The organism is Sorangium sp. So ce590 (assembly GCF_051521365.1).
Classification (GTDB): Bacteria; Myxococcota_A; Polyangia; order Polyangiales; family Polyangiaceae; genus Sorangium.
This window is the reverse complement of record NZ_CP150346.1, coordinates 412,421-427,867: the sequence shown is the minus strand read 5'-3', so window position 1 is coordinate 427,867 and position 15,447 is coordinate 412,421. Positions and strand designations below refer to the sequence as shown.

Here is a 15,447-nt window from a genome sequence, read left to right as displayed (position 1 = left end):
AGCCGCCCGTCGCCGCTAAAGGCGTAGGTCCATATCTGCCTCCGGGCCCTGAGCGGAGACCCGTGAATGTTCTGCGGTGACAACCCGGTCGAGCTCATGGGCCAGCCGAGCAGGTCGTCGCTGCGAGGCGCGCTCCGGCGGCAGAGGAGGTCACCGTAGCGCCCGCGTCCAGCCGAGCGCGGCGATGTCGAGCGCCAGAACCTCACGTCGATCGTGGCTCACGAGCTCGACCGCGGGCCACGCGGCGAGCTGCGCCTGAGCACCCGCAGGTACGAGGTGCCCTCCGAGGAGGAGCCGCGCGAGGTGAGAGAGGGACGGGCGCAACGCGAGGAGATCCTCGAAAGGGAACCTCTTGGCGTCGTCTGCCGACCAGATCTCGAGCGATCGAAGTCGCCGGACGAGAGGATGCGCTGCGAGCGCACGGAGTCCCTCGGGGCGCGTCGGGCGGTACCAGAGCGCGAGGTGTTCAAGCGACGGGAGCTTTTCTGGGTCGAGCGGTGCGAGGGCTCCTCGTACGTCATCGTCACCGCGAAACACGGTCAGATAGCGAAGCGCCGGCGCCGGCGCGGGCCGGGCGAGCAGATTTGCGAGGTTGCGCTCCGGCGCGCCCAGCCCGCGTAGCCCAGGGAGCGCCGCGCCGACCGACGGACTGGTCCCACGGACGACGAGCGATGTGACCGCCGACGCGCAGCTGTGCGCGTTGAGCAGATCGAGGAATGGTCCGAGAGCACCAGAGATCATGAGGCGGAGGGATCGGAGCGAGCGTCCGGCGGCGCTCGCCAGGAATCGGCGCAGCCGATGCAGCCCGACGACGCCGAGCGAGACGTCCGAGTCGTCGGGCGAGAAGCCGAGCGTGTCGCGGCCGATGAGCGCGAGCTCTGGCCGGAGCGCATCCTCGATGGTGGCCACATCCTCGTCGTAGGCCCACGCGAGGAGGCCGCCGTGACCGTCATCGATGCACGCGAAAGGCTCGCCGAGATCGGGGATCGGGCCGAAGGTCATCGCCGTAAGCGAATCGAGGAGCTCACGTTCCATGGCGCGCGCATCGTCTCCATCGCGAAGCAGCCGCTCGACCTGAAAGGCGAGCAGGGTGCCCGTCGGATCGCCCCGCCGTTCGAGTTGTGCGCCGATCAGGCGGGGCGCGGTGAGCATGTCTTCCTCGAAACGCACGTTGGTGATGGGTTGAGCGCCAGCGGTGAACCCCTCGGCGCGGAGTCGAGCAAGGCGGTGCTCGAAGACGATCTCGGCGAACTCTGTCCTGAGGAAACGCCGTTCGAAAGGCGCGCGGCGGCTCCTCCCGACCGGACGCTCCACGACGCGGGCGCCGTCGATGCGCAGATCAACGTGCTCGTCGCGGCGGTCTAGCCGCAACGCGAGGCCGGCCGGTGGCTTGATGAAGTCGAGGCCGCGGTGAAACGCCTTCCTGGAGCTCATCGCTGCCTCACGAAATTGCCGTTGTCGGTGCTCCACGTACCAAGATTCATGGATCCGTGTGCGTTCGGCCGGCTGAGGTGGCTCGTGGGATGGGATGAATAATCGCGGCTTGCGTTTGTGCCTCCGCCCATCACGCGCCCGTTCGGCGGGGATTGTCCAGCCATCGTCCAGAGCCGCGGGATGAGCTGAGAGCAGTTCGGGCACGCCGGTACGGCATCATTCGATCCGGTTTCCGAGCGGATCGTGTCGACCTCGCGGAGCGCCCTCTTGAGATTCCGCTGCCAGTTGCGATCTCCTGGGGCGCAGGAACGGCCGGTCCGACGTTCCCAGTCTCTTAAATGCTCAGAGAGGGCTTGGGGCTCGGCGCATCCTTCCGGGGGTCTTGGATCGCCCGGCTGTCGAGCGCTCGTTCGAGGCAGCGCCGCTGTAACTGCAGCGGTGGATTGATTCCTCGCTGCCGCCACTGCTTCGCACGATCTGTGTGCCGTTGCGGCGGGCGATGACGCAGCGAAGGAGCCCATCGGCATCCACCCACTCCATCGGGTAATTGTCGACATACGCGTACGGCTTGATGTCCCCTTCCAGCCCGATCGGCTCCGGGCTGAGGTACACCCCCGTCTCCGGGTCGTAGTACCTGTGCCAGTTGTAGTGGAGCCCGGTCTCCTCGTCGGCGTACTGTCCTGGGAGCCTGAGCGGCGTGATCCCCGCCTGCTCGGCGGGCACGTCGCCGTACAGCCCGGGGTCGATCCCCGCCGCGACGCTCCCATCCCCCTCGATCAGCGCCTCGGGAAGACCGTTCGTCCCATGGACGAAGTACCTGAGCGCCCCCCCGGAGCAGCCGGGCGCCGTGGCCTAGCGGCGTTGCGTGGGCAATCCTGATCTTCGGGTTGCCTTGGGTTGCCATGACGTCACTCCTGATCATCGGGCGTGGCCGGCAGGACGGAGCTGCTGCCGGCGGGGGCGTGCTCGTTGGGGCCGCCGCGGCGTACACGCCAAACGAGGTTCTCGTGGCCAGCGGCTCCTGGCGCATCGTCGCCTCATCGCGGGAGAAGCCCTGCGGCTCGAAGCATCGTACCTACAACGCCTCCGTAGTCCTGATTGGGCTCGATGTGCACCTCTGGCGCAAGGTCACGGGCGATTCGCATCGCCTCCAGCAGAATCTTCCTGTCAGCCCATACGGTGGTGAGTGGTCCGCCCGGGTAGGGAGCCGCTATCTCTTCGATGAAGACGTCATCATTTCGAAAGCGTGCGCAGACGCTGTCCGATACTTCCTCGACGAGCGAGGCCGACATCGCTCCCGCGATGCCGGCTGCGATGGGAGCACGCACACTCGCCTCGAAGCTCGGCGGGCTCTCCAGCGGCTTCTCATATGTTTCCCACCATAGCGCGATGGATTCCAGCAAGATTTGTCCTCCCCCGGCAGCAGCGCGCAGCACGTCGTCATTCCACCGATACCCGTAGACGATGCCTCTTTCATCGATGTACAGGTCTCCAATGCCGTGCCAGTGTCCGACAGGCAGAAACGGCACGCCTCTCCACCGGACGTGAGGCCAGCCTCGATCGGTTTCGAGCGTCTTTGCGTGCTCATCGACCGAGTAGCACCCTGTCTCTTTCTGGTGTAATAGGACTTGGCAGGTGCCCAGGAGAAGCACTGTATCGTCTGGTGACGATAGGATGCCGCCGAACGCCTCTTCGAAATCGAGCGCCGAGGCGAAGGTCGGCAGCCCCTCGCCTTCTAGTACGAGACGCAGCGCCTCGCGAGAGCATGTGCGCTCCGGGTTGTACAGGATCTCTTCTGCATCCAGGTAGAGCTGTACGCGCGCCGACAGGCGGTTTGCGATGAACTCCGAAGCGCGGATCCGAGAAGGCGTGTTCATATGCGCCTCCTCCGTTCTTCCACGACGGGCAGCTCCCCATCCTGCGCTTGCTCGTGGTGCTCGTGCACCATCACGTCGCCGCGCCGGGCATACCGTGTCACGCTTTCGACCCGCGCGAGCCGTGCCACGCGCTTCTCGATCCTGTGGCCCAGCGTCCGATCATTCATCGACGGCGATACCTTCGCGCCGGAGTGCGTCGTATCGCTCGCGTCCACCTCGCAGATAAGTTTCCACGGTGGCCCGCGCTCCAGGGTGCTTCTTGGTCAAGGCTCGAGCGGCGAGGAGGAGATCTTCCACTGTACGGGAGACGATGCGCGTTCGGCAGCTACCCGATGCGGACGCCGGGGGCAAGCGTGAGACGAGGACATCGGGACTCATCCAGTGCTTGACCAGCGCGTCCGAAGCCTCGTTGATGATGGGCAGGCCGAGAGCCTGCGCGATCGCGAGGCCGTCATCGGCCATGAAAAACGTCGCTGCGTGGTGGCGCATCGCGCGTCGCGCATGGTCCTCGAGGGCGATTCGTTCCAAGAATGTCGATGCCGATCCAGAGAGGAGTTCAACGCGATCCAACATGGGCGTGTAAAGGAATACCCGGCCGGCCTCGTTTATATAGAGATCCCCTTCCGTCGTGTACAGGCCTACATGGACCATCGGGTCGCCAGTCGCTGTCAAGCGTGCCATCGGCCACGTCGACGAGACTAGCGCGGAGTCGTCGTCGGGCTCTTCGTCGCCGGGAGAGTCGAGGCCGAGGCATATCAACTGAAAGAGTCCAAGAGCCATGGAAGGCGTCTTTGGATGGCTCCCTCGACGTACCAGGCCACCGAAATCTTCTTCAAGTTCGAACACCTTGTCGAACCACGGTGCTCCGCGCCGATCTAGCTCCTCGGCGAGCCGCTCGAAGCTACATGTTCTCGAGGAATCCCGAAATACATGCTCGCGTGTGAAGAATGATCTCACGCGCTCCGAGAGCTGCCCGCCGAAAGCATCCAGCGATGGACGATCTTGGCTCATGCATCCATCCTCAGGGGTGACGCATCCAGCCCTTGCTGGTGAGCGACCAGGTTCCCAGGTTGTTGGTTCCGGGTATCAACATGTTCGGAGCTTTGTTGGTCGGATCCTTGTGGAAGCTATCGTTTGGATTGGAGAAGCGTTCGAGCGGTCCCACGCCCCTCCTGTTTTGGTGTCCTGGAGCAAGCACCTTCGTGGGAGGCATCATGCCAGCGAGCGCGAAGAGCCTCGGTACCGTTTGCGAGCAGTTTGGGCACGGAGCGCGAGCTACGTCTGATCTCTCGTGCTTCGATGAGATCCCGTTTTCTTCGTCTATCTCTCGCATGGCGGATCGGAGGTTCTTCTTCCACCCCTCTGCACCGGGCTCACACTTTTTTGGCTTGTTCTTCTCCTCCCAGTCCTTGATGTGTGCGGAGAGCGCTGCTGGCTCGGCGCAGTTCCAGGGGGCTGTGGGGTCATCGGGATCGCGAGCCGGCGTCGGAGGCAACGCGGCCAAGACTGCCTTATGTAGATCGCCGGGGGCTCTGTCCTGGCTCGCGCCGGTCACGGTCGTGCCATCTTTTCTGCGGATTGTGCAGATGACCGGATCCTTCTTGAGCCCATCCAGGTCGATCGCCTCGGGGAGCCACGAATCGGCGTACGCATACGCCTTGAGGCTCCCCTCGATCCCGATCGGCTCCGGGCTCAGGTACGCGCCCGTCTCCGGGTCGTAGTACCTGTGCCAGTTGTAGTAGAGCCCGGTCTCCTCGTCCGCATATTGCCCCGGGAACCTGAGTGGCGTCACGCCCGCCTGGTCTGCCGGCACATCACCGTAGAGCCCCGCCTCGATCCCCGCCGCGACGCTCCCATCCCCCTCGATCAGCGCCTCGGGAAGACCGTTCATCCCATGGACGAAGTACCTGAGCGCCCCCGCCGTGCCCTCCCTCTGCGCGAGCGGTAGCGCGCTCTCTGGAAGCGTGACGTAGCTCCGCTCTTCCACGACGGGGGCCTCCCCGTCCCGCGCGCGCTCGGTGCGCTCGAGCATCATCACGTCGCCACGCCAGGCATACCGGGACACGCTCTCGACCTGCCCGACGCGCACCACGCGCTTCTCGATCCTGCGGCCGAACGCGTCATAGGCGAACGAGATCGTCCTCCCCTCCGGGGTGCGCGCCTCCATGAGCCGCCCGTCGCCGCTAAAGGCGTAGGTCCACACGCGCTCACGCCGCACCTCCCCCTGGCCGTCCAGCTCGCTCACGCGCTTCCGCACCACCTCGCCGCGCTCGCTGTAGTCGTACTGCACGGTCTCTTGTCCTGTCGTGCGCGCCGTCAACCGCCCCCCAGGCGCGTACGTTCGCCGCTCGCCAGCTCGCTCCACCTCTCCCGCCGCGGTGAAGCGGAACCGCTCCGCGACCTTGCCGTCCTTGCGCCGCTCGACGACGCGGCCGTTCGCATCGCGGAGCAGCTCTCCCCTCTCGCCGCCGAGGTCCTCGTCGGCGCGGAGCAGCCCCGCAGGCGACCAAGCGTACGCCCTGCGCCACGTCTCAGGCGCGATGAGCGGCCCAACCCAGGCGGGCTCCCCCGGACGGATGCGCGGCGTTATGGGTTTGCCGAGCACGCGCTGCCGCTCCATCCAGCCCTCCGCGTTGACGTCGGTCGCGATCGTGCCGCCGCCTGGCAAGAGCCGCTCGACCTCGAACCCGCGCGCGTCGTAGGCGATGCGCAGCGGCTCGCTCTCCCCGCCGATCTGCACGGCGACGGGCCGCCCCATGACGTCGCGCTGCACGCTCATCTCGCCCCCCGGCCCGCGCACACCGGAGGCCCTATCCATGGCATCGTAGGTCCACGCGAACGCCGCGAGCACCTCGCTGCCCCGCCGCGTCACCTCGGTCGTCACCCGCCCCCGCCGGTCGTAGGTGTACCCGCACTCGACCTCGCCGCTCGTCGCGCGCTCGATCCGGCCGAGCGGATCGTACTCGAACACGTCCTCGCGCCCATCCGAGGTGCTCCGCTTCACGAGCCTGCCGAGCGGATCGTATTCGAAGTCGATGGTCTCGAGGCCGCACGCCCTCCGGACGATCCTACCCAGCAGATCGAGCTTGTACCGGATCTGCCGCCCATCGAAGGTCCGCTCGCCGGTGATGCGCCCCTCGGCGTCGCGCTCGATCCGGTGCTCCTCGCCGGCCTCGTTGACGATGCGCACCAGGTCCTGCTCGCGGTCGTAGCGGTACCGCACCTGGGTCCCGTCGGGCCGGAGGAGCTCGGTGACGACGTGAAAGCCGCCCCAGCGCAGCGTGGTCGTGCGCCCGTCGGCGTCGGTGATCCTCGCCAGGTTGCCGTCGACGTCGACGTCGTAGCGCGTCACGGCGCCGCCCGGCCCGAACACGGCCGCCAGCCTGCCGCAGGCATCGTACGCGAAGCGGGTCTCGTGCCCGCGCTCGTCGGTGAAGCCCATCACCCGGCCGAGGAAGTCGTAACGGATGCGCCGCTCGCTGCCGTCGGGCTCGACGACGCGGACGCGGTTCGCGAGCGCGTCGTACTCCATGCGCGTCTCGCCGCCGTTCGGCAGCGTCGCGCCGACCAGCAAGCCGCGCGCGTCGTGCGTGAATCCTACGACGAACCCCGTGTCGTCGTAGACGGCGATCACGTCTCCGCGCGCGTCGCGCTCGTAGCGCGCGGCGCCGCCGAGCGCGTCGGTCATGGCCGAGACGAGCCCGCGCGCGTCGTGTTCGTAGACGGTCTTGTTCCCGGCTGGATCGACCTCGGCCAGGAGCTGCCCTTCGGCGTCGCGCTCCCAGCGGAAGACCTGCCCGAGCGCGTCCTGGTACGTGCGCAGCGCCCCGGTGTCGTCGTCGTAACGGAAGGTGTGTACGCCGCCGCCGGCGCCCCAGACCATCCTGTCGAGCTTACCGAAGGCGTTGCCGTCGAGTCGCCGGATGGCGCGCGAGGTGATCACCTCGGTGAGCCCGCCGTCGTGGGGGTCGATCTTGACGTGCAGGAACCCCTTCGCCGGTGAACCGTCGCTCAAGGTTCCCGACGCGCCGTCGTCGAGCGCGTCGTTGCCCTCGCGGTGGCACCACGCCTCGATGCAGCGCCTGTCCTTGTAGCGAAACTCCGCGACGAGCCCGCCGGGCTCCTCCCGCCGCACCAGGCGATGGTCCTCGTCGTAAGCGAAGCGGTGCGCGTGCCCCGCGGCGTCCTCGGCCGCGACGAGGTCGCCGCGCGCGTCGAACGCGTAGCGCCGCCGTGTCTCCCACCGACCGTGCGCGAAGGCGTTCTTGACCTCGAAGCCAGCGATGTGCCCGTCGCCGTGCCGTCGAACGCGCACGACACGGCCCACGCTGTCGATGATCTGCGCGAGGCGGCCGTCGTCGTAGGCGAGCGCGATGGCGTTGTCGTGGACGTCGACGATCCGGCTCAGCAGCCAGCGGCTGCCCAGCGGCTCCGCGAAGAGGTACGCCAACCCGTCGGCCGCGATCGCGTAGCCCCACGGGTACCGCGTCAGCACGCCGCACGGCAGCCGCGCCGACTCGCCGGGCTCGAGCTTCCGCGGCAGCTCGGTCGCCGCCGCGTGCGGCTCCAGCACGCGCAGGCCGCGGCGTCGCTCCTCGACCTGCCACGCGAGCGAGTGCGTCCAGCCGAAGCCGAGACCGCAGTCCTCCTCGGCGAGCGCCGAGCTGTAGCTGCGCTGGATCACGAGCGGGATCGCGCCGGGCAGGGCCAGGTCGACGACCGCGACCGTGGTGACGCGCCCGGTGATCGGATCGACCGGATCGCCCGCGTGCGTGCCGCCGCCGCCGCCGTGCGTGGGGTTGGGGCAGCCGCCGCCGCTGCCGGGCCCGCAGCTCCCGGCGTCCTTGCCGCCGCCGCGGGCGCCGTTGCCGCCGTTCTTCCCGTCGCCGCCCTGGCCGTCGCCGCGGCCGTTTCCGCCGCGGCCGTTTCCGCCGCCGCCGCCGCCGCCGCCGCCGAGGATGAAGACGCCGGGGTTCATGCCGGGGATCACCGCCGCATTCGGAAGCGGGGCCGTTCGCGCCATGCGGGCATGCTCGGCGACGGGACTGCCGACCGCAACCCGCACGCGGCTCAGCGATGGCGCTCGACCGCGCCGACTTGCAGGCGGCGGTGGTCCCCCCACCGCCGCCTGCAAGTCGGCGGGCGTCCCCCCACGCGGCGCGGCGTCCCGGCGGGCGTCCCCCCACGCGGCGCGGCGTCCCGGCGCGCGTCCCCCCACGCGGCGCGGCGTCCCGGCGCGCGTCCCCCCACGCGGCGCGGCGTCCCGGCGGGCGTCCCCCCACGCGGCGCGGCGTCCCGGCGCGCGTCCCCCCACGCGGCGCGGCGTCCCGGTTCGCGTCCCCCACGCGGCGCCGGCTCCCCAGGTCACGTGGTCGACGGCCGCCTCCGGAATCCGCGAGAGCTCGCCCGAGCGGACGGCGGTCCCGGCTGTCTCGACAGCGGACCTCTCCCGCTGCGCGCGACGCCCTGCGGCCCCTCGCCGCTCCTTGGTGCCCCACCGGGGGCGAGCTACCGTCCCGCCATGGCCAGGACCGGGCGGCGCAAGCAGAAACCCACGCCGCGACAGGGCGCCCCGGAGCTCACCCCGAAGAACGTCGCGCTCATGGACGTCGACGCAGCGGTCTACCGCCTCGTGAAGCTCCTCAGCCGCTTCCCGGACGAGCGCCTCGACACGAAGGCCCGCGGCGCCATCGAGAAGACCCTGCCCGCCCTGGACGCGCTCCGCGCGAGCCACCCGGACCACCCGCGGGTCACCTGGGTCGCCGGCATGATCCTCCGCAAGCTCGGCCGCCTGGAGGACGCCGCGCAGCTCGCCCGCCGCGCGTTCGAGCTCGACCCCACCTTCGCCACCGCGGTCAGCCTGGCGTACACCCTCCGGGAGCGAGGCGACATCGACGCGGCCCGCGACGCGTTCGAGGCCGCCGCACGCCTCGATCCCGAGGACGTCTCGGCCCGCTGCGACCTCGGAGCCATGCTCTGCGAGGCCGGCCGCGCCGACGAGGGCCTGCGCCACCTCGAGGCCGTCCTCGAGGCGCAGCCGGCGCACCCCACAGCCTTCCCCCTCCACGTCTACCACCGCGCCGCGCGCGACGGCGACGCCTCCGCGTACGACGAGCTCGCGGCGTACGCCAAGGCGCACCCGGAGAGCGCCGCTGCGGCGCGGTCGCTCGAGCGCCTCCGCGCCGAGGGGCTCCACCACCCCGCCCCCGTCAGCGTCGTCGAGGGCTTCGTCGCGGGCGTCGCCGAGGCGCTCGACCACCTCCACCGGGATCACGACCCGTGGCTGAACCGCTTCGGCGCGCGCGCGCACGGATACCGCCTCCGCCCGCCGCTCACCCCGCGCGAGCTCCAGCGCATCGAGGCCTCGTGCGGCGCCCGCATCCCCGCCGACTACGCCGCCTTCCTCACCCGCGTCGGCAGCGCCGGCGCCGGCCCGTACGACGGGCTCCTGCCGCTCGACGGCCCCGGACAGCTCGAGAGCCTCACGGGCGAGTTCCCCCACACGAGGCCCTACCGGCCCGATCCGCGGACGCTGACCGCCCCCGAGCGCGCCGCGCTCCACGCCGACGAGGCCGTCCGCGGGACCGTGGCGCTCGCGCACATGGGCTGCGGCTACTTCTCCGTGCTCGTGATCCGCGGCCCGCGCGCCGGCAGCGTCTGGGCGGATCTGCGCCCTGCAGGCCTCGGCGTCGTCCCGACCCACGACAGCTTCACGGCGTGGTACCGCGGCTGGATCGAGGCGCTCTCCAGGGGAGAGCCGGCGCGGATCCCCGTGGAGCCAGGCCGGTGCTCGGCGCCCGCGGCGCTCAGCGACTACCTCGCCTCGTGGGAGCGGCAGCACGCGCTCCGGCCCGGCGCCCTGGACGAAGCAGGGACGCGACGGGCGCTGCGCGAGATCCCCGACGGCGGCATCGCGATCCAGGCCGAGGCGTCCAGGTACTTCGACGCCGGCGATCCCGTCAGCCCCTGCCCCAGCTGCCAGCACATGTTCGAGCACTTCTTTCAAAGAGACATGCTGCGGCCCGCGCAGCTCCGGCCCGGCGTGCCGCCCAGGGCCGCGCGGCGGATCCGGCCGGAGGCGTAGCGACCCGCTCGCTCCGGCGGCGGTCCCCCCACGGCGGGCTGCACGCCGTCGCGCGTCCCTCCCCCCGCGCGGACCGCGCAGCCCCCGCCGCCGGCTCCCCCGCCTTCTCCGCACACCGCCGCCGGGCGCGGGGCCGCCGCCTCTCAGCGGCGGAGAGGAAGATGGGCTCAGCTACCTAAGGAATCCCCTCATTCTGTGGCCGCTTCCAGCGAGAAATTGAACATGAAGGCGAGAAGGCGGGAAGATTTCTCAGAGATTTTGCTTCCCGTCTTCATGTGAATTCCCCGAAAAATTTGGGGGGATTCCTCAGGCTTGCGACCCCACAGGCGCTTGGAGCTCTTCCTGGAACCCGCTCGGGTCCACGTAGCTCAGCGGGCGATTGCTCACGTAGTTGTACGGGTTCCAGCTCTGACCGGAGAGCGGCGCTTGCACGTTCGGATCGGTCGTCAAGAACCGACCGAGCCTCGGATCAAAGATCCTGCCCTTCATGTTGACGAGCCCGAGCTCGTCATCGCCCTCGTACCCGGTGAATCCCCGCGTCGTCTCGCTGGAGAACAACGCCGGCACGGGCTGTCCCCACACCGGGTCTCTCCGCTGGCCGAACGGATCGTAGCTCCGTCGCTCGATCACGGCGCCGTCCTCGCCGGTGAGCGCATCGACCGAGCCGAGGTGGTCGACGTGCACGTAGCGCGTGCCGGCCCCGGCGCCTCCTCGGGTCACGATCGCCACGACCCGCTCCGGCGAGCGAACGTGGTACCGATGCTCGGCGCTTCCCGTCGCCGCGTCGGTGACCCGCTCGTACAAGTCGCCGAAGTAGAGCGTCTCCTCGTCCGGCGTGGCCTTCCGGATCCGCTGCTGGTCGCCGTCGTAGGCGAACGAGACGGTGCTCGCGCCCTGCGTGATGATCTCCGGCAGGTCGAAGGGCGTGTAGCGCACCGTCACGCCCCCTGGGCGCGCGATCTGGTTGCCGACGGCGTCGTAGCTGAAGCGGTCCGTGCCCGCGCTGGTGACGGCGTGCGGGTGCAGCGGGTCGTCGTAGGAGAGCGTGCCGAAGCCGTCGTTTGTGGAGACCGTCCACCGGTCGTCCCAGCGGGGCCTTTTCGACCACGGTTACGTGATCCGGCGCGTCGGTGAACTCGACGAACATGTCTATGCATCGTATGTTGCGTAATGAATGATCCGCTCGCACTTTTCGTTGAGCGAAGCGTCTGGGCGACTGCGGAACTCTTCGAGGATCTGTCGAATAGTATCAACCTCTAGGAAGTACTCATAGCCGAGGACCTTTGCTTCGTCGGGAACGCGGTAGTCCTCGGTGGGCCGAAAGACGCTCGCTTCTGAGTCGGGGCGCCATTCCGGCTTGACGCAGATCATGTCCTCACGATCCATCTGATCGATCTTGGCGATCAGGTCCAGTAGCTTCGCCATGTTAGAATTCCTTTCCCCAGAGAAAGAACCCGCCTCGACCCTCGGGATGCATGAGCTCGTAGAAGCCGCTTCCTGCCGTGTGCTGCCGACGCGGGACCAGCTGTAGCACACCAGGGCTCTCCGGCACGTGGTGCCATGTCCATCCAGACGGAGAGAGGCCCTGGGCAGCACCGGAAGCAGAAGTGGGCACTTCGATGCTCAACCCTCGCATGGACTGGGTCAGCTCCGCGCTCGCTCGCATATCGGTGAGGAGCGCTTCGTTTGCTGCCTTGAAGTGCGCCGGTCGAGTGCCTGCGCCGAACTTGGGGATGGTTGTCTCGTACGCGACCGAGTACGCCCTCACTCCGCCGCGAGCGACCCCCGCCGCCGCCGATTCTTCCGCGAGCGCTCCCAACCCTTTCCCCATCCCGAAGATGGTGGCCGCCGCGAGGATCACCGACTTGGTCCCCGCCGCGCCGGCTTCCCGGTAGTCGCCCCGGTCGATCGCGAGGGCCGTGTCCGCGGCGCCCCGTCCGATGTGGAAGAGCGGGTTCACCGCGTTCAGCGCGCCGAGGATCCCGTCCTGCGCGTAGCCCTCCCAGATCGCTCCGCCGAGCTCGTAGCCGCCGTAGATCCCGAACGTCAGCGCATTCAGCACCAGCGACCGCGCGATGCCGAAACCGAGGTCGCCCGTGCCCTCCGCGGCGCCCAGCAAGGTGTCGCCCACGACGGTGCCCGGGCCGCCGGCGCCGGCGTGCTCCGGGGAGACGGTCACCGGCTGCGGCGCGTAGCCCGACGAAGTTCCGGTCGTACCCACGTCGACAGGCGCCGTTGTTGCGCCGACCTCGGCGGCCTCGGCCTTCGGCGTGCGCCACGGGGGCGGAGGGCCTTGGACAAAGACCTGAAGCTGGGGGGGTGACTCGATCCTCCTCAAGCAACCCCGGAGCTTGCGACCCCGCAGGCTCTGCCTGAAACCCGCTCGGATCGACGTGATTGATCGGGCGATTGCTCACGTAGCTGTACGGGTTCCAGCTCTGACCGGAGAGCGGCGCTTGCACGATCGGATCGGTCGTCAAAAACCGCCCGATCCTCGGATCAAAGATCCGCCCCTTCATGTTGACGAGGCCGAGCTCCTCGTCGCCCTCGTGCCCGGTGAACCCCCGCGTCGTCTCGCTGGAGAACGACGCCGGCACGGACTCTCCCCACACCGGGCTTCTCCGCTGGCTGAACGGATCGTAGCTCCGCCGCTCGACAACGTCGCCGTCCTCGTCCGTGAGCGCGTCGACCGAGCCGAGGTGGTCGACGTGCACGTAGCGCGTGTCGTCGCCTGTGCCTCCGCGGGTCACGACGGCCACGACCCGCTCTGGGGAGTGGACGTGGTACCGATGCTCGGCGCTTCCCGTCGCGGCGTCGGTGACCCGCTCGTACAGGTCGCCGAAGTAGAGCGTCTCCTCGTCCGGCGTGGTCGTTCGGATCCGCTGCTGGTCGCCGTCGTAGGCGAACGAGACGGTGCTCGCGCCCTGCGTGATGGTCTCCGGCAGGTCGAACGGCGTGTAGCGCACCGTCACGCCGCCCGGCCGCCGCCTTTCAGCGGCGGAGAGCGCCAGCGTCTTGCCCCTTCGGCCGGAGAACACACGCTTCAATGGGGCCGCCGCCTTTCAGCGGCGGAGAGCCGGAATCCCAGGTTCGAGCAATTCGACCTTGACGAGCTTCAATGGGGCCGCCGCCTTTCAGCGGCGGAGAGTGGGGACAACGTGGGAGCGTGGGTCGAGCGGATCGGGCTTCAATGGGGCCGCCGCCTTTCAGCGGCGGAGAGTTCGAAGGTGTCCCCGTACTGCGGGCAGAGCGCCTCGCTTCAATGGGGCCGCCGCCTTTCAGCGGCGGAGAGCCGTGTCCGCGGCCAGGCTCGCCTCCTCGGCTTGGGCGCTTCAATGGGGCCGCCGCCTTTCAGCGGCGGAGAGCCCGGGCTCGCCCCGCTGGAAGGACCCCAGTCCAGGCTTCAATGGGGCCGCCGCCTTTCAGCGGCGGAGAGTGCGTCGCCAGCGTCGCCGCCGATGCGCCGAGCGCGTAGCTTCAATGGGGCCGCCGCCTTTCAGCGGCGGAGAGCTTCGGTCGCCCCGGTGACGCGCTCGCGTTTCACAGCGGCTTCAATGGGGCCGCCGCCTTTCAGCGGCGGAGAGGTCGGAGCACACGGGCCAAGGAGCAGCAAGGTGAAGCTTCAATGGGGCCGCCGCCTTTCAGCGGCGGAGAGTACAGCGAGGTTCCTCTAGCGGAACTAATTGGGCGGATGCTTCAATGGGGCCGCCGCCTTTCAGCGGCGGAGAGGTGCGCGAGGCGGTCAAGACGTGGCCGCGCCGTTCGCGGCTTCAATGGGGCCGCCGCCTTTCAGCGGCGGAGAGCCCTCGCCCGAGATCACCGACCCGGGAACGAGCGTAGCTTCAATGGGGCCGCCGCCTTTCAGCGGCGGAGAGTCCCGGCCGGCTACAGGTGCACCTCACCGACGGGTGAGCTTCAATGGGGCCGCCGCCTTTCAGCGGCGGAGAGACCATCGTGCTCGTGGGGTTCCAGCGCGGCAACCCGCTTCAATGGGGCCGCCGCCTTTCAGCGGCGGAGAGCTCGCGACCTTGCCCCGTGGCGCCCCGCGAGACCGCCGGCTTCAATGGGGCCGCCGCCTTTCAGCGGCGGAGAGCAACGCGGGCAGGTGCTCGCCGAGCCAGAAGGCCATGCTTCAATGGGGCCGCCGCCTTTCAGCGGCGGAGAGCATCGGATCATAAAGACACCGGAAGCGCGCAGATCAGCCGCTTCAATGGGGCCGCCGCCTTTCAGCGGCGGAGAGTCTGGGCGTGCCCCGTCGAGCCACCCAGCGACGCACAGCTTCAATGGGGCCGCCGCCTTTCAGCGGCGGAGAGGAGAGGTAAGACAATGAAGGCAAAGCGGGTGTTGACAGTTGCTTCAATGGGGCCGCCGCCTTTCAGCGGCGGAGAGGTCATCTTCCCGGAAGAGATCTGGGTCGAGCGCTTCATGCTTCAATGGGGCCGCCGCCTTTCAGCGGCGGAGAGGTTTCCGAGCGCGGCGAGCAGCAGGTGATGCCCTAACTCGCTTCAATGGGGCCGCCGCCTTTCAGCGGCGGAGAGTGACCAGCCCGCGGTGAGGAGCTGAGCCATGCGCTTTGCTTCAATGGGGCCGCCGCTTTTCAGCGGCGGAGAGCGCGGCCGGCGGCGGCGGAGGCCTCACGATCATGGTGCTTCAATGGGGCCGCCGCTTTTCAGCGGCGGAGAGGTTGCGCGCGCGCGACATGGAGCTGGTTCAGGCCTAGCTTCAATGGGGCCGCCGCTTTTCAGCGGCGGAGAGGCCAGGCGTCACCGACGGGGCCGGCGATGCCAGCGGCGCTTCAATGGGGCCGCCGCTTTTCAGCGGCGGAGAGCGGCAAAGGAGGCCACGATGGATAACGCGCAGATCATGCTTCAATGGGGCCGCCGCTTTTCAGCGGCGGAGAGTGGGTCGACGTGTACGAAGGGCCGGAGGTGACCGAGGAGCTTCAATGGGGCCGCCGCTTTTCAGCGGCGGAGAGCGAGCTCTACGGCGTCGCCGAGCCGGCCCTCGATGAGGCTTCAATGGGGCCGCCGCTTTTCAGCGGCGGAGAGGCGC

At 69.0% G+C, this 15,447-nt stretch carries 9 protein-coding genes, 2 pseudogenes and 1 CRISPR repeat array (1 of these 12 running past the window's edge); of the genes and pseudogenes, 1 reads left to right on the top strand and 10 read right to left on the bottom strand.

What is annotated here, in order from left to right; translation table 11 throughout:
- Window positions 1–150: 150 nt before the first annotated feature.
- From WMF28_RS01580 to WMF28_RS01555, 6 genes and pseudogenes are all read right to left on the bottom strand, one after another.
- A complete protein-coding gene (locus tag WMF28_RS01580; protein ID WP_437600232.1) occupies window positions 151–1,638 on the bottom strand; it encodes a hypothetical protein in 1,488 nt (495 codons plus the stop codon).
- Between the two features lie 26 nt (window positions 1,639–1,664).
- Window positions 1,665–1,874, bottom strand: a pseudogene (locus WMF28_RS01575) (YwqJ-related putative deaminase); the annotation flags it as partial.
- A complete protein-coding gene (locus WMF28_RS01570) occupies window positions 1,777–2,157 on the bottom strand; it encodes an RHS repeat-associated core domain-containing protein (RefSeq protein WP_437600230.1) in 381 nt (126 codons plus the stop codon). The gene WMF28_RS01570 and the pseudogene WMF28_RS01575, both read right to left, overlap by 98 nt.
- Window positions 2,158–2,471: 314 nt before the next feature.
- Window positions 2,472–3,311 (bottom strand): hypothetical protein, encoded by an 840-nt coding sequence (locus WMF28_RS01565; protein WP_437600229.1) that lies wholly within the window; start codon window positions 3,309–3,311, stop codon window positions 2,472–2,474.
- Window positions 3,312–3,470: 159 nt separating this feature from the next.
- Window positions 3,471–4,322, bottom strand: a complete 852-nt coding sequence (locus tag WMF28_RS01560; protein WP_437600228.1) for a hypothetical protein — start codon at window positions 4,320–4,322, stop codon at window positions 3,471–3,473.
- Between the two features lie 10 nt (window positions 4,323–4,332).
- The gene (locus tag WMF28_RS01555) at window positions 4,333–8,334 is read right to left on the bottom strand and encodes an RHS repeat-associated core domain-containing protein (RefSeq protein ID WP_437600227.1); all 4,002 of its coding nucleotides are present in this window, start codon (window positions 8,332–8,334) and stop codon (window positions 4,333–4,335) included.
- Between the two features lie 498 nt (window positions 8,335–8,832).
- Between WMF28_RS01555 and WMF28_RS01550 the strand changes: the two genes are divergently transcribed.
- Window positions 8,833–10,395 (top strand): tetratricopeptide repeat protein, encoded by a 1,563-nt coding sequence (locus WMF28_RS01550; RefSeq protein WP_437600226.1) that lies wholly within the window; start codon window positions 8,833–8,835, stop codon window positions 10,393–10,395.
- A 306-nt stretch (window positions 10,396–10,701) separates the two neighbouring features.
- On the opposite strand, the gene WMF28_RS01545 is transcribed toward WMF28_RS01550, so the two are convergent.
- From WMF28_RS01545 to WMF28_RS01530, 4 genes and pseudogenes are all read right to left on the bottom strand, one after another.
- Window positions 10,702–11,331 carry an RHS repeat domain-containing protein gene (locus WMF28_RS01545; RefSeq protein WP_437600225.1) on the bottom strand — a complete coding sequence of 210 codons (630 nt, stop codon included), beginning with the start codon at window positions 11,329–11,331 and terminating at the stop codon, window positions 10,702–10,704.
- Window positions 11,332–11,544: 213 nt separating this feature from the next.
- Complete coding sequence (locus WMF28_RS01540) at window positions 11,545–11,820, bottom strand: DUF7716 domain-containing protein (protein ID WP_437600224.1); 276 nt, start codon at window positions 11,818–11,820, stop codon at window positions 11,545–11,547.
- A gap of 1 nt (window position 11,821) precedes the next feature.
- Window positions 11,822–12,616, bottom strand: coding sequence for an HNH endonuclease (locus WMF28_RS01535; protein WP_437600223.1), 795 nt, complete (start codon window positions 12,614–12,616; stop codon window positions 11,822–11,824).
- 217 nt (window positions 12,617–12,833) lie between these two features.
- Window positions 12,834–12,992: pseudogene (locus WMF28_RS01530) on the bottom strand (RHS repeat domain-containing protein); the annotation flags it as partial.
- Between the two features lie 443 nt (window positions 12,993–13,435).
- Window positions 13,436–15,447: direct repeats of the CRISPR family, unit length 36 nt; unit sequence GCTTCAATGGGGCCGCCGCCTTTCAGCGGCGGAGAG (it continues 728 nt past the right edge of the window).

What these genes read in the sequence shown, in the direction of transcription:
- WMF28_RS01565 (WP_437600229.1), bottom strand. Translation starts at nt 3,311, where the DNA reads ATGAACACGCCTTCTCGGATCCGCGCTTCGGAGTTCATCGCAAACCGC.
- WMF28_RS01560 (WP_437600228.1), bottom strand. Translation starts at nt 4,322, where the DNA reads ATGAGCCAAGATCGTCCATCGCTGGATGCTTTCGGCGGGCAGCTCTCG.
- WMF28_RS01555 (WP_437600227.1), bottom strand. Translation starts at nt 8,334, where the DNA reads ATGGCGCGAACGGCCCCGCTTCCGAATGCGGCGGTGATCCCCGGCATG.
- WMF28_RS01550 (WP_437600226.1), top strand. Translation starts at nt 8,833, where the DNA reads ATGGCCAGGACCGGGCGGCGCAAGCAGAAACCCACGCCGCGACAGGGC.
- WMF28_RS01540 (WP_437600224.1), bottom strand. Translation starts at nt 11,820, where the DNA reads ATGGCGAAGCTACTGGACCTGATCGCCAAGATCGATCAGATGGATCGT.